General features: G+C 55.9%; 19 protein-coding genes and 1 other RNA gene. 10 read left to right on the top strand and 10 right to left on the bottom strand.

Annotated elements, in window-relative coordinates; translation table 11 throughout:
- Positions 1-309, top strand: a 309-nt coding sequence (locus VN114_RS06755; protein WP_325513267.1) for an HAD family hydrolase, incomplete at its 5' end; no start/stop codon positions are given.
- A gap of 50 nt (positions 310-359) precedes the next feature.
- Positions 360-736, top strand: a transfer-messenger RNA (tmRNA) gene (gene ssrA / locus VN114_RS06750).
- Between the two features lie 84 nt (positions 737-820).
- Here the strand turns inward: ssrA and pdxH are convergent.
- Positions 821-1,456 carry a pyridoxamine 5'-phosphate oxidase gene (gene pdxH, locus VN114_RS06745; RefSeq protein WP_325513265.1) on the bottom strand — a complete coding sequence of 212 codons (636 nt, stop codon included), beginning with the start codon at positions 1,454-1,456 and terminating at the stop codon, positions 821-823.
- 219 nt (positions 1,457-1,675) lie between these two features.
- On the opposite strand from pdxH, the gene tcdA reads away from it, so the two are divergent.
- Positions 1,676-2,539 carry a tRNA cyclic N6-threonylcarbamoyladenosine(37) synthase TcdA gene (gene tcdA, locus VN114_RS06740; protein ID WP_325513263.1) on the top strand — a complete coding sequence of 288 codons (864 nt, stop codon included), beginning with the start codon at positions 1,676-1,678 and terminating at the stop codon, positions 2,537-2,539.
- A gap of 39 nt (positions 2,540-2,578) precedes the next feature.
- On the opposite strand, the gene msrA is transcribed toward tcdA, so the two are convergent.
- Both msrA and VN114_RS06730 read right to left on the bottom strand, forming a co-directional pair.
- Positions 2,579-3,115, bottom strand: coding sequence for a peptide-methionine (S)-S-oxide reductase MsrA (gene msrA, locus VN114_RS06735; protein WP_325513261.1), 537 nt, complete (start codon positions 3,113-3,115; stop codon positions 2,579-2,581).
- Positions 3,116-3,187: 72 nt separating this feature from the next.
- Positions 3,188-3,817: an AMP-binding protein gene (locus VN114_RS06730; protein WP_325513259.1), complete on the bottom strand. Its 630-nt coding sequence runs from the start codon at positions 3,815-3,817 to the stop codon at positions 3,188-3,190.
- A gap of 95 nt (positions 3,818-3,912) precedes the next feature.
- On the opposite strand from VN114_RS06730, the gene VN114_RS06725 reads away from it, so the two are divergent.
- Entirely contained in the window at positions 3,913-4,410 is a 498-nt protein-coding gene (locus tag VN114_RS06725; protein WP_325513257.1) for a flavin reductase family protein, read from the top strand.
- Positions 4,411-4,440: 30 nt separating this feature from the next.
- On the opposite strand, the gene VN114_RS06720 is transcribed toward VN114_RS06725, so the two are convergent.
- The 6 genes from VN114_RS06720 to VN114_RS06695 all read right to left on the bottom strand — a co-directional run bounded on the left by VN114_RS06720 (position 4,441) and on the right by VN114_RS06695 (position 10,581).
- On the bottom strand, positions 4,441-5,460 hold the full coding sequence (locus VN114_RS06720) for an L-threonylcarbamoyladenylate synthase (RefSeq protein WP_325513256.1): 1,020 nt from the start codon (positions 5,458-5,460) through the stop codon (positions 4,441-4,443).
- A gap of 11 nt (positions 5,461-5,471) precedes the next feature.
- Positions 5,472-6,665, bottom strand: a complete 1,194-nt coding sequence (locus VN114_RS06715) for a 5-(carboxyamino)imidazole ribonucleotide synthase (RefSeq protein ID WP_325513254.1) — start codon at positions 6,663-6,665, stop codon at positions 5,472-5,474.
- Positions 6,662-7,162, bottom strand: coding sequence for a 5-(carboxyamino)imidazole ribonucleotide mutase (gene purE, locus VN114_RS06710; protein WP_325513252.1), 501 nt, complete (start codon positions 7,160-7,162; stop codon positions 6,662-6,664). Before purE ends, VN114_RS06715 begins: the two co-directional genes overlap by 4 nt.
- Position 7,163: 1 nt before the next feature.
- Positions 7,164-8,060 (bottom strand): phosphoribosylaminoimidazolesuccinocarboxamide synthase, encoded by an 897-nt coding sequence (locus VN114_RS06705; protein ID WP_325513250.1) that lies wholly within the window; start codon positions 8,058-8,060, stop codon positions 7,164-7,166.
- Positions 8,061-8,212: 152 nt separating this feature from the next.
- Positions 8,213-9,277: a class II fructose-bisphosphate aldolase gene (gene fba, locus VN114_RS06700; RefSeq protein ID WP_325513248.1), complete on the bottom strand. Its 1,065-nt coding sequence runs from the start codon at positions 9,275-9,277 to the stop codon at positions 8,213-8,215.
- Positions 9,278-9,387: 110 nt separating this feature from the next.
- Positions 9,388-10,581: a phosphoglycerate kinase gene (locus VN114_RS06695; RefSeq protein ID WP_325513246.1), complete on the bottom strand. Its 1,194-nt coding sequence runs from the start codon at positions 10,579-10,581 to the stop codon at positions 9,388-9,390.
- Positions 10,582-10,912: 331 nt separating this feature from the next.
- On the opposite strand from VN114_RS06695, the gene VN114_RS06690 reads away from it, so the two are divergent.
- From VN114_RS06690 to VN114_RS06670, 5 genes are all read left to right on the top strand, one after another.
- Positions 10,913-11,833: a branched-chain amino acid transaminase gene (locus tag VN114_RS06690; RefSeq protein ID WP_325513244.1), complete on the top strand. Its 921-nt coding sequence runs from the start codon at positions 10,913-10,915 to the stop codon at positions 11,831-11,833.
- Between the two features lie 140 nt (positions 11,834-11,973).
- Positions 11,974-12,174, top strand: coding sequence for a zinc-finger domain-containing protein (locus VN114_RS06685; RefSeq protein WP_325513242.1), 201 nt, complete (start codon positions 11,974-11,976; stop codon positions 12,172-12,174).
- A gap of 7 nt (positions 12,175-12,181) precedes the next feature.
- Positions 12,182-12,613: a nuclear transport factor 2 family protein gene (locus tag VN114_RS06680; RefSeq protein ID WP_325513240.1), complete on the top strand. Its 432-nt coding sequence runs from the start codon at positions 12,182-12,184 to the stop codon at positions 12,611-12,613.
- A 78-nt stretch (positions 12,614-12,691) separates the two neighbouring features.
- Entirely contained in the window at positions 12,692-13,648 is a 957-nt protein-coding gene (locus VN114_RS06675; RefSeq protein WP_325513271.1) for a YheT family hydrolase, read from the top strand.
- A gap of 14 nt (positions 13,649-13,662) precedes the next feature.
- Positions 13,663-14,274, top strand: coding sequence for a DUF2946 family protein (locus VN114_RS06670; RefSeq protein ID WP_325513238.1), 612 nt, complete (start codon positions 13,663-13,665; stop codon positions 14,272-14,274).
- A 112-nt stretch (positions 14,275-14,386) separates the two neighbouring features.
- Here the strand turns inward: VN114_RS06670 and VN114_RS06665 are convergent, their stop codons facing one another.
- The gene (locus tag VN114_RS06665; protein ID WP_414694200.1) at positions 14,387-15,922 is read right to left on the bottom strand and encodes a M48 family metalloprotease; all 1,536 of its coding nucleotides are present in this window, start codon (positions 15,920-15,922) and stop codon (positions 14,387-14,389) included.
- Positions 15,923-16,003: 81 nt separating this feature from the next.
- On the opposite strand from VN114_RS06665, the gene moaC reads away from it, so the two are divergent.
- Positions 16,004-16,513, top strand: coding sequence for a cyclic pyranopterin monophosphate synthase MoaC (moaC, locus tag VN114_RS06660; protein ID WP_325513236.1), 510 nt, complete (start codon positions 16,004-16,006; stop codon positions 16,511-16,513).
- Positions 16,514-16,697 lie beyond the last annotated feature (184 nt).

Here is a 16,697-nt window from a genome sequence, read left to right as displayed (position 1 = left end):
GACCCGCTGGTCCCCCGGATCGGCTTAGGCGACGCTGGCTGCGTCGTTTCCGGCGACACCACCGCTCACGCCAAACCGCATCCGGAACCACTGCTCGAAGCCGCACGTCGCCTTTCGTTGCCGCCTCACCAATGCTGGTATGTGGGCGACGATCTGCGCGACATTCAAGCAGGACGTGCCGCGGGCATGCCGACAATCGCCGCGGCGTGGGGCTATTGTGGCAATGCGGAACCCATTACTTGGGAGGCGGATGCAATAGCAGCAACACCCGCGCAAATACTTGAGCTGCTCCATCGCAGCATCACTTGAAAGCAAAGACTTTCACCCCATCTGTTGAGATACAATAGATAGGCTGTTTTGGGGGCGACCTGGTTTCGACAGGGGTTGCAAAGCAGTGCAGGGCATACCGAGGGCTGGTCACCTCGTAAATCCAACCGGAAATGCTTAAATGCAAACGATGAAACTTACGCTCTCGCAGCGTAATCCTCTAGAGACTTAATAACTTTCTAGCTCTACACCGTCTTGTCCCTGGGGCGGGCTGGCAACAGCAGTAGAGTCATACACAGGGAATCGCGTCATGTCGGGTTACTTGGCAAGGCGTTAAACAATAGGTGACTCGCCTGACTGAAGCGTGCGCGTCCGCGTCATTCGGGTTAAATCAAATGGCAGCGCTAAGTATGTAGAACTGTCTGTAGAGTGCTTCTGGACGCGGGTTCGATTCCCGCCGTCTCCACCAAAACAACCGTTACAGCCCATGTAGAAACATGGGCTGTTTTATTTCATGCTCTGAGTTCTCGCTCGTTCCCATTTGGATCAATATTCAAGGTTGCAAGCGCACCCTTTTCCATTCTCCGTTTTCGCCTAACGTATAAACGATACGATCATGCAACCGCGATCTGCGGCCCTGCCAGAATTCGACGCAATCCGGCTTCAGACGATACCCGCCCCAATGTTCCGGACGTGGCGGATGATCACCGTACTGCGCTTCGGCTTTGGCGTATTGCGCTTCCAGCTCCGCACGTCCGCCGATCGACCTGCTTTGCGATGAAGCAATCGCACTGAGCCGGCTCTTGATGGGACGACTCTGAAAATACCGATCACTCTCTTCTGCAGAGACGCGTTCCACGCGCCCCTCGATGCGTACTTCGCGTTCCAGTTCGATCCAGTGAAACAACAGGGATGCATACGGGTTCTGCGCCAGTTCAATGCCTTTGCGGCTGTCGTAATTGGTAAACCACGTAAAACCACGCTGATCGAAATCCTTGACGAGCAGGATACGAGACGACGGTCGACCATTGGGTCCGACCGTCGAAACGCCCATAGCGTTTGGCTCCTTGATTTCCGCGCGCAATGCCTCGGCAAACCATTTTGAAAATTGCATGATCGGATCGGGATCGGTGTCCGTTTCCGATAATTCTGCCTGTACGTAATCGGTACGAATATCTGCAATCGACATACCTGTTCTTTCTGTTAAACGTTGCTGAATAGTGACCAGCCTGCAATGCGATAAATGACGAGAATATCGCAATCATGGCCGCTTCACATTGGAAGCACTTGCCACTTCGCCAATAAGATCAATGCAATCGATACAAGCCGGTTGGGAAATTTCCACAGCGCCGGACAAAACGCAATGCAAAGCCATGAGTTTAACGTTGCTCTCCGTTAAAATGGCGGGATGACTGTTTTAACCGCTCTTCCCGCCGTTCCTGTCACGCCCGATATCGATTTCGATCGTCGTTTCGGCGGCATCGCACGTCTGTATGGCAAAGAGGCGCTGGAGCGTTTTCGGCAGGCGCATGTCTGCGTGATTGGCGTCGGCGGTGTCGGTTCGTGGGTGGTTGAAGCATTGGCGCGCAGCGCGATCGGTCGCATCACAATGATCGACCTGGACAATCTCGCCGAGTCCAACATAAACCGCCAGATCCATGCGCTGACGGACACGTTGGGCAAGGCCAAGGTGACTGCGTTGGCCGAACGTATCGCACAAATCAATCCGTATTGCGTAGTAACGGAGATCGAGGATTTTCTGACCGCGGACAATCTCGATCAGATGATCGGTGCGCATCGTTACGATTACATCATTGATGCCATCGACAATGTACGCGCAAAGACGGCGTTGATTGCTTATTGCCGTCAGCACGGATTGAAACTGGTCACGATCGGAAGTGCCGGCGGACAGATCGATCCGACCAGAATTGAAGTACTCGATCTGTGCAGAACGGAACAGGAACCGCTGTTGGCCAAAGTGCGCAAACGCCTGCGCGCCGAATACGGTTTTCCGCGCGGGACCAAGAATAAATTCGGTATCGATGCGGTGTATTCGACCGAGCCGCTGCGCTTTCCGGAAATGGCGGAAGCATGTGCCGTCGATGGTGCCAGTGACAATGGCATTACCGGCCTGAACTGCGCCGGATTTGGTTCTGCGATGGTGGTAACGGCTGCATTCGGCCTGGTGGCTGCGGCGCATGTACTGCGCAAACTGGCGGAAGCGGTGTCGGCTTCTACTTCCACGTTGCCATCGGAAGAACGCGCTGCCTGAGCGCGTTCCGATGTTTTCGTCAATCAGGAACAACCATATTCAATTCGCCGGATTGAGCTTGTCCTTGAAGGTTTGGCGGAATTTGGAAACCTTCGGTGCAACGACAAATGCGCAGTAACCTTGCATCGGGTTCTGGCGGAAATAATTCTGGTGATAGCTCTCGGCCTTGTAATACGTCTCGGCCGGACTGAGTTCGGTGACGATCGGCGCATCCCACACATTTGCCATTTCGGAAATGACCTGCTTCGCCGTCTCCTGCTGTTCCGGCGAATGGTAATAAATCACCGAACGATATTGCGTGCCGACGTCGTTGCCCTGACGATTCAGCGTGGTCGGATCGTGAATCGTGAAGAACACTTCGAGAATTTCGCGAAATGTCACGACAGACGGGTCAAAGGTCAGGCGCACAACTTCGGCATGTCCGGTCGTGCCTTCGCAAATCTGTTCGTATGACGGATTCTCCACCTGGCCGCCGGTATAACCCGACTCAACAGCCGATACACCTTTCAATTGTTGAAACACCGCTTCGGTGCACCAAAAACAACCGCCGCCCAGTGTTGCAATTTCTGTCGCCATGATTACTCCGTTATTGGATGCCTGTGACTTTAGCGCAAACCTTTGTGCGTGAAAACGAAAAAATTCTGACGCCTATCGGAAAATGATCGTGCCACCAGCGATCAGTGTCGGTAGTACGGAAGGCGTAAATACGACGGCATCAAACAACGCTGCATCGACGCGGAATTCACTCTGTACCCCTTCCCCGGCATGCGTCGCCTGGTGGAGCAACTTCTGCGCCGTCATCTCCTTTCCATCACGGACGTCGATCAAACTGATGGCTGTCGGATCCTCATCCACGCTTGGCGTATGGTGACAACGGGTAGCAATCAGCGAAGATAGATTGACAATGCGGGATACTGCGGGAGGCGTATCGAATACGATTTCATCGTCATGCAGGAGGATTGCCGGTGAATATTTCTTCAGCAATGCAATGGCGTCCTGCTGCAACATTGCATGTTCCAGCGGCAGCAATCTGGCGCCGCAACGCGCTGTCGCCATGTACAGCATGAGCGCGTCCTGATGCCCTCTTCCCCAGTATGCAACCGTATCGCCTGGCTTGATTCCCCATTCGGCTTTCAAACGTGCCGTGCCACGCTCGATACGGGACCAGAATTTGCGATAGGTGACGACACGGCGACTCGAGCGCGATGCAATTGCCTGCGGTTGTGCTGCGACGTGATGACGCAGAATGTCGAACAGATTCATATCGGATTTTTCCATGCACTGATTTTACGGAAAAACGTCAACCCGCGATGGGCGTTCCGCCATGAAGACGTCGTTTTTCGGCATAATGAATGAAATTTCACAGGTCACCGATGTCTACTTCTTCATCCGCACCGGCATTCGATGCACGGCATTTTCGCGACGCGCTGTCGCAGTTCGCTACCGGCGTCACCATCATCACCACACGTCTGGCTGACGGAACATTCATCGGACTGACTGCCAGTTCGTTCAATTCGGTTTCGCTCAATCCGCCGCTGGTATTGTGGAGCCTGAATCAAGGTGCCAGTTGTTTGCCTGTTTTCACGGCCAATTCGCACTATGTGATCAACGTGCTGGCGGCCGATCAGACGGCGCTTGCCAATCAGTTTGCACGCCCCGGGAAGAATCGTTTTGAAGGCGTCGAATTTACGCTGTCGCCAACCGGCCTGCCGGTGCTGAACGGCGTTGCAGCCTGGTTCGAATGTCACAACCGCAGCCGCTATCCGGAGGGCGATCACGTGATTTTTGTCGGCGAGGTGGAAAATTGTGACGCATCACCGCAGGAGCCACTGGTGTTTCATGGCGGTCGATTTTTATCCAACAAACCCTAATCGCCATACGAACACGGGCGCGCTTGCCATTCAAGACCTCAACAAACGATCCAGAATACCCGCGGAATCATGCGCAGCACGGCGCAAGCGATCATTGATACCGTTCCACACGTCCTCGGTTGGAGGCGCTTCCACCAGCATGACATCGGCCTTGGCCGTATCCAGCGTACGCAGTGCGGCATACAGGTCGTGTGCGTAACCGACAGGATCTGCCGGCAAGACATTCTTCTCCGCGGCGATCGATGCGTCGAATCGTGCCGAATAATGCATCAATGCGAAGCGACGACCCGCGCCATGCAGCGCCTTGCTTACTTCCGCAATCTGCGCCGCATCAACCATCGCGACCGGCGTCACCGGTGCGTAGTGTGCTTCCAGCGTGCCGGAAGCGCGCGGTGCGTTGCGATCGGGTTGCAGGGGATATTTGCCGAGTACGCGGGCAATGTCTGCCGCACTGACGTGTCCGGGACGCAGCAGAACCGGCTCACCGCGAGAGACATCGACGATGGTCGACTCGATGCCGACATCGCTTTGCCCGCCATCGAGAATGCAGGCCACCATTCCACCTTGACCGAATTCGTCGTGCACATGTTGCGCCGTCGTCGGACTCACGTGGCCGAACTTGTTGGCTGACGGCGCAGCGATTCCGCCCTTGCCGTTCTTGAAGGTGCGCAGCAATGCCTGCGCAACCGGATGCGACGGACAACGCAATCCGATCGAATCCTGGCCACCGGAGACGATGGGTGAAACATGTTCTGCGCGTTTGAAAATAAGCGTCAGCGGACCGGGCCAGAATGCATCGATCAATTTGCGAGCATCATCCGGCACCGATGCCGCCCAATAAGCGAGATCGGCTTCCGGTGCCAGATGGACGATCACCGGATGATCCGAAGGACGTTCCTTGGCTTCATAGATGTAGGTGACGGCACAGGCGTTTTCCGCATCTGCGCCCAGACCGTAGACCGTTTCCGTCGGAAAAGCGACCAGCTCGCCGCGCTCAAGCTTGTGCGCCGCCTCGTGAATCGCCGGCCAGTCGAGTTGATCTTCGGACATGTCGAAAGTCGTCAGGCAGGAATACCGAGAATCGTGCAGGCCTTCCGCAGGTTGGCTTGCGCCTCTTCCAGCGTTGGCGCGACGAAGGTGATATGCCCCATTTTGCGCGCGCGTCGGGCCGTGTCCTTGCCATACAGATGCAGGTTTGCACCCGGCAACGCCAAGACCTTGTCCCAGGTCGGTTCGCGTGCTTCATTCGAATCACCTTCGAACCAGATATCACCAAGGATATTCAGCATCGCCGCCGGCGAATGCTGACGCACATCGCCCAGCGGGAGGCGCGCCATTGCCCGCACTTGCTGCGAAAACTGACTGGTGATGCAGGCATCGATCGTGTAATGACCACTGTTGTGCGGACGCGGTGCCATCTCGTTGACGACCAGCGAGCCGTCTTTCAACACGAAATATTCAATGCAAAGCACACCGACGTAACCGAGCTGATCAATCACGGCCAATGTTGCTGCCTGCGCTTTTTGTGCCGATTCCGGCGTGATGTTCGGTCCCGGTACCGTGGTCGTGAACAGGATGCCGTCGCGATGCACGTTTTCCGCAATCGGATAGACAACCGATTTGCCGTCGGCACCGCGTGCTGCCAGCACCGAGACTTCGTACGCCAGCGGCAGCATTTTCTCCAGCACGCAGGCGACACCGTTCATCGCTGCATAGGCGTTGCGCAACTCGTCGCGCGTTTTAACCCGCACCTGACCTTTACCGTCATAACCCATGCGTACCGTTTTCAGAATGCCGGGCAGCAGATCGTCGGGCACCATATCGATGTCCGCATCGGATTTGATTTCCTTGTGCGGCGCAGGGAACACGCCGGAAGTCGCTGCGCAATCGATGAAGAAACGTTTTTCCGCCATGCGATCCTGCGCAATCGATACACAATCCGACGATGGTGCAACGAACGTGCGTTCTGCCAGAAATGCCAGACTTTTTGCCGAGACGTTTTCAAACTCCGTCGTCACTGCGGCACATTGCGTTGCCAACTTCGCCAGTGCATCGGTATCGGTGTAATCGGCGCGATGCAGATGATCTGCAGCATGACCGGCAGGGCAATCGTGTGCAGGTTCCAGCACGGCGACCTTGAATCCCATTTTCTGCGCGGCGTGCGCAAACATGCGGCCGAGCTGGCCGCCGCCCATGACACCCAGCCAGGCGCCGGCTGCGGAAGGATTCAAAGGGGAAAGCTCGTTCTTGCTCATAAAGGCAACTTCATTTCTACAGCGGTCTGTGTCTGTTTGGCGCGGAACTGTTCAAGTTGCGCAGCCAGTTTGTTGTCATTCGCAGCGAGCAGCGCCACTGCGGTCAGCGCCGCGTTGGCTGCACCTGCTTCGCCGATCGCAAAGGTCGCAACCGGAATGCCCTTCGGCATCTGCACGATGGAAAGCAGCGAATCTTCGCCGCGCAAATATTTGGAAGGTACTGGTACGCCGAGCACCGGCACGATGGTTTTCGCCGCAATCATGCCCGGCAAATGCGCCGCCCCGCCGGCGCCGGCGATGATCGCGCGCAAGCCGCGTGTACGCGCCGATTCTGCATAGGCAAACATCTGGTCCGGCATCCGGTGCGCGGAAATCACTTGCGCTTCATGCGCAATGCCGAATTCCTTCAGGATGGTTACGGCGTGCTGCATTACTTCCCAGTCGGATGCGGATCCCATCACGACACCGATCAACGGTTTGCTCGCTGCGTCTGCCATATCAGCCTTTCGGGTTTTCACCGGTCAAGCGGGTCAATGCCTCGCGGTATTTTGCGCCGGTTTTTTCGATGACATCGGCAGGCAAAGTCGGTGCCGGTGCAACCTTTTTCCACTCGGTCAGCGTTTCCAGATAATCGCGCACGAACTGCTTGTCGAACGACGGTGGCGAAATGCCGGTCGCATACGAATCTGCCGGCCAGAAGCGCGACGAGTCGGCGGTCAGCACTTCATCCATCAGATGCAGCGTGCCGTCCTTGTCGAGGCCGAATTCGAACTTGGTATCGGCGATGATGATGCCTTTGGTCGCAGCGTAATCGGCAGCGGTCTTGTAGAGCTTGATGCTGACGTCGCGAATCTTGTTGGCCAGTTCCTTGCCGATGCGTTGTTCCATATCTGCGAACGTGATGTTCTCGTCATGCTCGCCCAGATCGGCCTTCGCGGCCGGCGTGAAAATCGGCTCTGCCAGTTTTTCCGCCTGCTTCAATCCTGCCGGCAATTGCACGCCACAGACGGCGCCGGTTTGTTTGTAATCGTTCCAGCCGGAGCCGATCAGGTAACCGCGCACGACGGCTTCGACCAGAATCGGCTGCAGACGCTTGGCTACGACGGCACGACCCTTGACCTGCTCCACTTCATTCGGTGCCACCACCGATTCCGGCGCAATGCCGGTCAGGTGATTCGGCACGATGCCTTTCAGTTTTTCAAACCAGAAATCCGACATGCTGTTCAGCACCACACCCTTGCCGGGAATCGGTTCGTTCATGACGACGTCGAAAGCCGACAGGCGATCGCTGGTGACGATCAGCAGCTTGTCGTCGCCGACGGCGTAGTTGTCGCGGACCTTGCCGCGGCCGAGCAGCGGAAGCGAAGTGATGCTGGATTGATACAGACTGGTCATGGCATTTCCATAAAGATCAACGGCGATCCGTGGATCGCCGAGGGTATTTCAGAATCGAATTGCAAAAGCAGAATTTTACAGGCAGGTGACGCAACAATCGCTGTTGTTGTTCTTCCGTCTATCTTTCGTCTATTAAACGATTTATAAATCGATTACTGGACGATTTGCGACAACTCGCCTTTTTTGTAACGTTCCGCCATTTTATCCAATGTCAGCGGCTTGATTTTCGCTGCCTGGCCTTCGCAACCGAACGCGAGGAAACGCGCCTTGCAGACTTGCTTGGCTGCTTCCTTCGCCGGTTTCAGGTAATCGCGCGGGTCGAATTTCGACGGGTTTTCCATCAGGTAGCGACGGATCGCGCCGGTCATCGCCAGGCGGATGTCGGTATCGATGTTGATCTTGCGCACGCCGTTCTTGATGCCTTCCTGGATTTCCTCAACCGGCACGCCGTAGGTTTCTTTCATGTCGCCGCCGAACTGGCGAATTTCCGCCAGCAGTTCCTGCGGCACAGACGACGAACCGTGCATTACCAAGTGCGTGTTCGGAATGCGCGTGTGGATTTCGCGGATGCGATCGATGGCGAGAATGTCGCCGGTCGGCTTCTTCGTGAATTTGTAAGCGCCGTGCGAGGTGCCAATCGCGATCGCCAGCGCATCGCATTGCGTCTGCTTGACGAAATCGGCAGCCTGTTCGACGTCGGTCAGCAACTGTTCGCGGGTCATCGTGCCGTCGGCGCCGTGCCCATCTTCCTTGTCGCCCTTCATCGTTTCCAGCGAACCGAGCACGCCTAGCTCCGCCTCAACGGTCACGCCGATCGCGTGCGAGAACTCGACGACCTTGCGCGAAACGTCGACGTTGTATTCATAGCTCGCCACCGATTTGCCGTCCGCGTTCAGCGAACCATCCATCATCACCGACGAAAAACCCGAGCGAATCGCTGCCATGCAGACTGCCGGCGACTGGCCGTGATCCTGATGCATGACGACCGGGATGTGCGGATACGATTCGATCGCCGCCAGAATCAGGTGACGCAGAAACGGCTCGCCCGCATATTTGCGTGCGCCTGCCGACGCCTGCATGATCACTGGCGCGCCGACTTCGTCAGCCGCTTCCATGATGGCAGTCACCTGTTCCAGATTGTTGACGTTGAACGCCGGCAGGCCGTAACCGTTTTCGGCAGCATGATCGAGCAATTGACGCATGGATACGAGAGCCATTTGAATCTCCAAAATGTAATGTGTTACTGAAGGAAGCTGTCAGGCGAATATGTCGCTCATGAATGACAACTTCAATAATCAAACTGGTCGAACGCGGTAAGCAATCCGCATCAACCCTTTGCGCGCTGTTCGAGGATCTCCACCGCTGGCAGTGTTTTTCCTTCCAGGAATTCGAGGAAGGCGCCGCCGCCGGTCGAGATGTAATCGATCTTATCCGCCAGGTCGTACTTGGCAATCGCTGCCAGCGTATCGCCGCCACCTGCAACGGAAAATCCTTTCGAATCCGCGATGGCCAGCGCCAGCGTTTTCGTTCCCTCGGCGAACTGATCGAATTCGAACACGCCGACCGGGCCGTTCCAGACGATAGTACCGGACAAGGCAATCTGCTTCGCCAGCATCGCTGCCGTCTTCGGACCGATATCCAGAATCATGTCGTCATCCGCCACGTCAGCCACATCCTTGATCGTCGCTGCGGCAGTCTGCGCGAATTCCTTTGCACACACGACATCGACCGGAATCGGCACCGATGCGCCGCGTTTGGCCATCATGTCGATGATGGTTTTCGCGTCGCCGACCAGTTCGGTTTCGGCCAGCGATTTGCCGATCTTCAAACCTGCCGCGAGCATGAACGTGTTGGCGATACCGCCACCGACGATCAGGTTGTCGACCTTGTCGGCCAGCGTTTTCAAAATCGTCAGTTTGGTGGAAACCTTGGAACCGGCAACGATCGCCACCAACGGCTTGGCCGGCTGATGCAATGCCTTGCCCAATGCGTCGAGTTCCGCTGCCAGCAACGGGCCGGCGCAGGCAACCGGCGCATATTTGGCAATGCCGTGCGTCGTGGCTTCTGCACGATGCGCGGTACCGAATGCATCATTTACATAGATATCACACAGGCCCGCAATCTTCTTGGCCAACGCATCGTCGTCTTTTTTCTCGCCCTTGTTGACGCGGCAATTTTCCAGCAGTACAACCTGTCCTGCCTTGACGTCCACGCCGTCGACCCAGTTCCGCTTCAATTCGACAGGTTGGGCCAGCAGTTCGGAAAGGCGCTGCGCGATTGGCGCCAACGTATCTTCCGGCTTGAATTCGCCTTCCGTCGGACGACCGAGATGCGAGGTCACCATGACAGCCGCGCCCGCCTTCAACGCCTGCTGGATTGCCGGCACCGAAGCGCGGATACGCGTGTCCTCGGTAATGTTGCCGTTGCTGTCTTGCGGTACGTTGAGATCGGCGCGGATAAAGACGCGCTTGCCTTGCAGTTCATTACGCGCGATCAGATCGCTCAATCTTTTGAATTGCATGTGCTGATGATTTTTGAAAGATTTAAAGAAAGACCATTATTTTACCGCACCGAATGACCGGAAAACCCCTGTTTCAGCCCGATGAACTATCCATCCAGTCATGAAAACAGCCGAAAACAAGAGAAACGGATCATTCACATGAGCGATAAATCCCGACGATTAGAAGGCCTCGCCTCCAATAGATTCCTTGATCGGCGCAAAAAAGTTATCTTTTTATTCATTTCATGAAAATGTCAGCAAGATTTCCGTATCACGCCATGCACGATGCTTTTTCCGGAATGGCCGAATCCGTTAAAATCGACGTCTTGTAAAAATTACTGGAGAGTTTCACATGTCGATGTCCGATCGCGACGGCAAAATCTGGAAAGACGGCAAACTGATCGACTGGCGCGATGCAACCATTCACGTCCTGACGCACACGCTGCATTACGGCATGGGCGTCTTCGAAGGTGTGCGCGCTTACAAGACCGATAAAGGCACCGCCATCTTCCGTCTGCGTGAACACACGGAACGACTGTTCAACTCCGCCAAGATTTTCCAGTTGCAGATTCCGTTCGATCAGGAAACGATCATGCAGGCGCAACTGCAAGTCGTGCGCGAAAACAAGCTGGAAAGTTGCTACATCCGTCCATTGGTCTGGATCGGCGACGAAAAACTCGGCATTTCCGCCAAAGGCAACAAGATTCATGTCGCCATCGCCGCGTGGCCTTGGGGCGCGTATCTGGGCGAAGACGGTTTGAACAAAGGCATTCGCGTCAAAACGTCATCCTTCACCCGCCACCATGTGAACGTTTCGATGGTGCGCGCCAAGGCCAGCGGTTATTACATCAACTCGATTCTGGCCAATCAGGAAGCGCTGGCGGACGGTTACGATGAAGCGCTGCTGCTCGATACTGACGGCTATGTTTCCGAAGGTTCCGGCGAAAACGTTTTCATCGTCAAGAACGGAAAGATTTACACACCGGATCTGGCTTCTTGCCTGGACGGCATCACACGCGACGCCGTCGTCACGATTGCACAGGATCTGGGGTTCGAAGTGATTCAGAAACGCATCACGCGTGACGAAGTCTATTGTTGCGACGAAGCCTTCTTCACCGGCACGGCGGCAGAAGTCACGCCGATCCGTGAACTCGACAACCGTCAGATCGGCGACGGCAAGCGTGGTCCGATCACGGCCAAACTGCAATCGTTGTTCTTCGACGCCGTTGCCGGCCGCGCACCGCAATACAGCCATTGGCTGACGATCGTCTGACCTGATCGTCTGATTGCGACGACATACAAGGCATCAAACAACAGGCGGTTCGACAATTCGCTATGCGATCCGGGCCGCTTCAAATTACCATCTGACTAACCGGGCTAAACTAGCCGATCTAAAGCAATACGGAGAATGACATGACCGCAGCAACACAAAACGCGTCCGCAATCGAACTCGACGGCAAGGACCTGCCGGCCTACTGCCCGAATCCGGCCATGACGAGCTGGAGTTCGCATCCACGCGTATTCCTTGAAATGTCCCACGGCGGCGAAGCCAAGTGCCCGTACTGCGGCACCGTATATCGTCTCAAGCCGGGCGCCGTCGTCCACGGCCACTGATCGCATCATGCCCGGCGCGCGCAAGCAGTTCGGCACCGCGGACGACATCGAAGCCGCGTGGTACGACGCTATCGGTCGCGCCGATCTGGAAGCCTTGATGGCACTGTGGGCAGACGATGAAGAAATCGTCTGCATCCATCCGGACGGCACGCGGCTGATCGGCTATGCCGCGATCCGTTCGTCGTGGGAGGACATCTTTACTCGCGGCGGTGTGCATATCCGCCCCGTGCAATTGCATGCATCGCAGAACATGATGAGCGCTGTCCACAACCTGATCGAATCGGTCAGCACCGCAGAAGGCAAGCAACGCGACATCCACATCATCGCCACCAACGTCTATGCAAAAACGCCGCTCGGCTGGCGCATCGTCGTGCATCACGCATCGGTTGCGCCAGGCAAGGCGGAAATCGACCGGGTTTCCACCACCGTTCTGCACTGACTGCGCGCAGTCTTCCCAGCGCGCATGACTTCCACCGGTCCTTCTGCCGTATTCGAAACCGATCCATTGTCTGCCTCGATGACGTATGTTTCTCCATGGTGGTTGCCCGGCGGGCATCTGCAAACCATCTATCCCGCCAAATGCATTGCCAAACCGCCAGTCAGTTATCGGCGCGAGCGCTGGACTGCTCCGGATGACGATTTCATCGACCTGGATTTTGTCGACGGCGAAACCGGCAAACCGTTTCTTGTGCTGTTCCACGGACTCGAAGGTTCATCGAACAGTCACTATGCGCGCGCATTGATGTCGCATATCGCCGCACTCGGCTGGACCGGTGTAGTCGTGCATTTCCGCGGTTGTTCCGGCGAACTGAATGCCGCTCCGCGCTTTTACCATTCCGGCGACGCACAGGAAATCGACTGGGTCCTGCGTCGACTTCATCCCGTCGCGCGCTCGCTCGGTGCCAGCCATTTTTATGCAACCGGCGTATCGCTTGGCGGCAACGCACTATTGCGCTGGCTGGGCGAATCGCAGCATCAGGCAGAAATCGTCGACGCCGCCTGCGCAATTTCTGCACCACTCGATCTGGCCGGCGGCGGTGCTGCGTTATCGCGCGGCATCAACCTGATTTACACGCGCTCTTTTCTACAGACGCTGAAGCCGAAATGCCTGGAAAAACTCGCGCAGTTCCCCGACCTGTTTGATCGCGAAGCGATGCTGCGATCGCGCGATCTGTATGCGTTCGACAATGCCGTTACGGCTCCGCTGCACGGATTCCGGGACACCGACGATTACTGGCGTCGCGCCAGCGCCAAATACGTCCTCGACGACATCACGGTGCCGACTCTTGTCTTGAACGCACGCAACGACCCTTTCCTTCCGCAACGTTATCTGCCTTCGACTGCCTCGCGAACGGTCATCCTCGAACAGCCGGAACACGGCGGTCATGTCGGTTTTGCCACCGGGCCGTTCCCTGGCCAATTGAACTGGCTGCCGCAACGCATGGTCAACTTCCTGAAAAACACAATCGATTGAAGGAAGGATGCAGCGTGGACGCGATCGTCGAAAAAGCGTTGGAAAAATGGCCAAACGTTCCGCATTGCTACGGCTGGCTTGCGCTTGATGCACGTGGAAATTGGCGCATGCGTAATGAGCACGCGCAACAAAACAATCTACCTGGCGAAAAAATCACGCAACCGACATTGCTTGGATTCATCTGTCGCAACTACACGCATGATGAAGGCGGTCGATGGTATTTTCAGAATGGCCCGCAACGCGTGTATGTCGATCTGGAAGTCACGCCGCATATTGCGCACACCGATCCTGCCACCGGTTTTGTGCTGCACACCGATGAACCGTTGTCAGAACCTGATTGTGGGTGGATGACTGAAAACGGGAAATTGCTTCTGCAAAAAAACAAGCTGATTGCATTGCTGGATGATCGTGACTTGAGCGAATGCCTGTCGAAGCTTTATCTAGAAAGCAAACCTGTCCAGGATGATCAACTGATGACGTGGCTGGACAAGGCTTCTTCGCATACCAAGATGGCAGAGGAACTGACATTGAAGTGGCACGGGAAGCACATTCCGGTTGGATTCGTGACAGAAGATTCGCTGACCGAAAAATTCGGTTTTATTCGCGTGCCGAGAGCGACAAGTTGACATCGCCAGTGCATCGCCAAGGATAAGGCATCGACGCTTTGTCATCTCGTCGCTACCTCATTCCAAATCGAACGTAATTCATCCGCCATCAATAAAGCTTTTGGCGCGCCCCCTAAAAACCTTCCTTTTCCTGTCGCAATTCTTCCAGACGTTGCGCCTTCATTTCCCGCTCTCGCGCATCGATGATCGACTGATCGTAAAACGATGCATCCGGCGCCTTGCGCGCAATCGACAATTGATCCAACGCTGCCGGCAAGCTACCGCGTAATGCATACGCTTCTGCCAGGGCCAGATGTTGCAGTGCTTCCCGATTCAAGGCCGCATACGCCTTCGCCAATCGATCGAACAATTTCGGCTCACCGCGATACAACGACACCTGATCACGCAGGAAAGCCGCGGCATCCTCATAACGTCCGGCAGTCACCAACGCGTCCGCATACTGCCCCGCAATCCCGCGCGACAACGGAAACTGCTTGCGCGCCGCATCGGCTTCCGTCACTGCTTCTGCAGGCTGATGTGCGGCCAGGCGAATATCAATTGCCAGACTCGCCAGTACGGCGTTGCCTGTCTTGGCGGGCGCGCCGCTTCTCAGCGTCACATAGGCCTGGTCGAGAAAAGTCTGCGCCTTTGCCGGTTTGCCCTGCCGCAACGCAACGAGTGCCAAACCATAATCTGCCGCGATCACAGCGGGACGTGCGCGCTGCTGCAACAAGCGCTTGAACGCGCCCTCCGAATCGATCAATCCTTGCGCCGACGGATCCTGCAATACACGCACACGCGACTGGATCAACGAAAAATCCAGATTATCCGCATGCTGCCGATACCGCAGATCGCGCGTGCGTGCCTCGATATCGGCGATCCGTTCGGTCGTCAGCGGATGCGAACGCAGATAAGCCGGTGCGGTATCGCTATACCCGCGACTCGCCTGCTGCAAACGCCCGAAGAAATTGATCATGCCGATCGTTTCAAAACCCGCCTCGCGCATGATTTCCAGCCCGGCCCGATCCGCCTCACGTTCTGCATCGCGGCTGAAATTCAACTGACGCTGAATCGCCAATCCCTGCCCGCCCATCATCACCGCCATGCCGGCATCCGGACTCGCCGTCGCAGCCAGCGCACCGAGAATCATGCTCGCCAGCGGAATCAACGCATCCTGCTTCTGCTTGCCGATCATGCGTGCAATGTGACGTTGCGCAACGTGGCCGATTTCATGCGACATGACCGACGCCAGTTCGGACTCCGTCTGCGCCGCCAGCACAAGTCCGGAATGCACACCGATAAATCCGCCCGGTAACGCAAACGCATTCAATACCGGATCGCGCACCGCAAAGAAGAAAAAATCATACTGCGCCTCGCCGCGCGCATCCGGGCGCACAGCGAGCAATGTCGCTCCCAGGTTATTCAGGTATTCCTGCAGCGGTGCATCGTCCAGATAATCACGATTGCGCTGCAACTGTCGCATGATCTGCTCACCCAGCTTGCGCTCCATGATCGGCGACAACTCTTCGCGCTCGGTATCGCCCAGGCTCGGCAAATTCTGCAAGTACCCCGGCGTTGATTGCATCGCACAAATAATCAACACCGCCAACACGGCAAAACGTCGCGCGAACATGGCTAGGAAAATACGCAAGGAAGGAATCGATTTCATTTTCACGATGCTATGATACCCGCTCATCGCAATCGTTCCAGCCCCGCCTGGCTACTTCAACTACCCGCAACACCTCTCATCATGACTGCAAAAAAACACGACGAAAAACTTCCCAACGATGGATTGACACACTTCGACAATGCCGGCCAGGCACACATGGTCGATGTCGGCAGCAAGGATGAGACTCACCGCGTCGCGGTCGCCAGCGGCACCATTCGCATGAAGCCGGAAACGCTTGCGATCATTGAATCGGGTACGGCGAAGAAAGGCGATGTGCTCGGCATTGCACGCATCGCCGCGATCATGGCAGCGAAAAGGACGAGCGACCTGATCCCGCTATGCCATCCACTCGCGCTGACACGTGTGACCGTGGATTTCTCCATCGATCAAGCGCAGTCCAGCGTTGACTGTACGGCTCAGGTGGAAACGTTCGGGAAAACCGGGGTAGAAATGGAAGCACTCACTGCCGTGCAAATTGGATTACTTACGGTCTATGATATGTGTAAGGCGGTGGATAGAGGAATGACAATGACAGATATTCGAGTGCTTGAAAAACAGGGAGGAAAATCCGGCGATTGGAGCTCAAACTAACCATAACCCAGCACTATTAATAAATAGGGCAATGGGAATTATCGGTCGTCACTCGTTGCTCAGTTCTATTTTTCTTCGTCAACTCTTCGAGTTTCATTTTTGCCACCGGACTACCAAAGACTATTGCCTCATTGTAGGAAAAGGTAGCCGCTGTAATACAACTTTGCTGCTCAAGTACCAAGCC

This window comes from Oxalicibacterium sp., from assembly GCF_035565035.1.
GTDB lineage: Bacteria > Pseudomonadota > Gammaproteobacteria > Burkholderiales > Burkholderiaceae_D > Oxalicibacterium.
Note: the sequence above shows the minus strand (reverse complement) of the source record. Positions and strands in the feature narration are given on the sequence as shown.

Coding starts and splice junctions, on each gene's coding strand:
- pdxH (WP_325513265.1), bottom strand. CDS start 1,456: ATGTCGATTGCAGATATTCGTACCGATTACGTACAGGCAGAATTATCG.
- tcdA (WP_325513263.1), top strand. CDS start 1,676: ATGACTGTTTTAACCGCTCTTCCCGCCGTTCCTGTCACGCCCGATATC.
- msrA (WP_325513261.1), bottom strand. CDS start 3,115: ATGGCGACAGAAATTGCAACACTGGGCGGCGGTTGTTTTTGGTGCACC.
- VN114_RS06730 (WP_325513259.1), bottom strand. CDS start 3,817: ATGGAAAAATCCGATATGAATCTGTTCGACATTCTGCGTCATCACGTC.
- VN114_RS06725 (WP_325513257.1), top strand. CDS start 3,913: ATGTCTACTTCTTCATCCGCACCGGCATTCGATGCACGGCATTTTCGC.
- VN114_RS06720 (WP_325513256.1), bottom strand. CDS start 5,460: ATGTCCGAAGATCAACTCGACTGGCCGGCGATTCACGAGGCGGCGCAC.
- VN114_RS06715 (WP_325513254.1), bottom strand. CDS start 6,665: ATGAGCAAGAACGAGCTTTCCCCTTTGAATCCTTCCGCAGCCGGCGCC.
- purE (WP_325513252.1), bottom strand. CDS start 7,162: ATGGCAGACGCAGCGAGCAAACCGTTGATCGGTGTCGTGATGGGATCC.
- VN114_RS06705 (WP_325513250.1), bottom strand. CDS start 8,060: ATGACCAGTCTGTATCAATCCAGCATCACTTCGCTTCCGCTGCTCGGC.
- fba (WP_325513248.1), bottom strand. CDS start 9,277: ATGGCTCTCGTATCCATGCGTCAATTGCTCGATCATGCTGCCGAAAAC.
- VN114_RS06695 (WP_325513246.1), bottom strand. CDS start 10,581: ATGCAATTCAAAAGATTGAGCGATCTGATCGCGCGTAATGAACTGCAA.
- VN114_RS06690 (WP_325513244.1), top strand. CDS start 10,913: ATGTCGATGTCCGATCGCGACGGCAAAATCTGGAAAGACGGCAAACTG.
- VN114_RS06685 (WP_325513242.1), top strand. CDS start 11,974: ATGACCGCAGCAACACAAAACGCGTCCGCAATCGAACTCGACGGCAAG.
- VN114_RS06680 (WP_325513240.1), top strand. CDS start 12,182: ATGCCCGGCGCGCGCAAGCAGTTCGGCACCGCGGACGACATCGAAGCC.
- VN114_RS06675 (WP_325513271.1), top strand. CDS start 12,692: ATGACGTATGTTTCTCCATGGTGGTTGCCCGGCGGGCATCTGCAAACC.
- VN114_RS06665 (WP_414694200.1), bottom strand. CDS start 15,922: ATGAAATCGATTCCTTCCTTGCGTATTTTCCTAGCCATGTTCGCGCGA.
- moaC (WP_325513236.1), top strand. CDS start 16,004: ATGACTGCAAAAAAACACGACGAAAAACTTCCCAACGATGGATTGACA.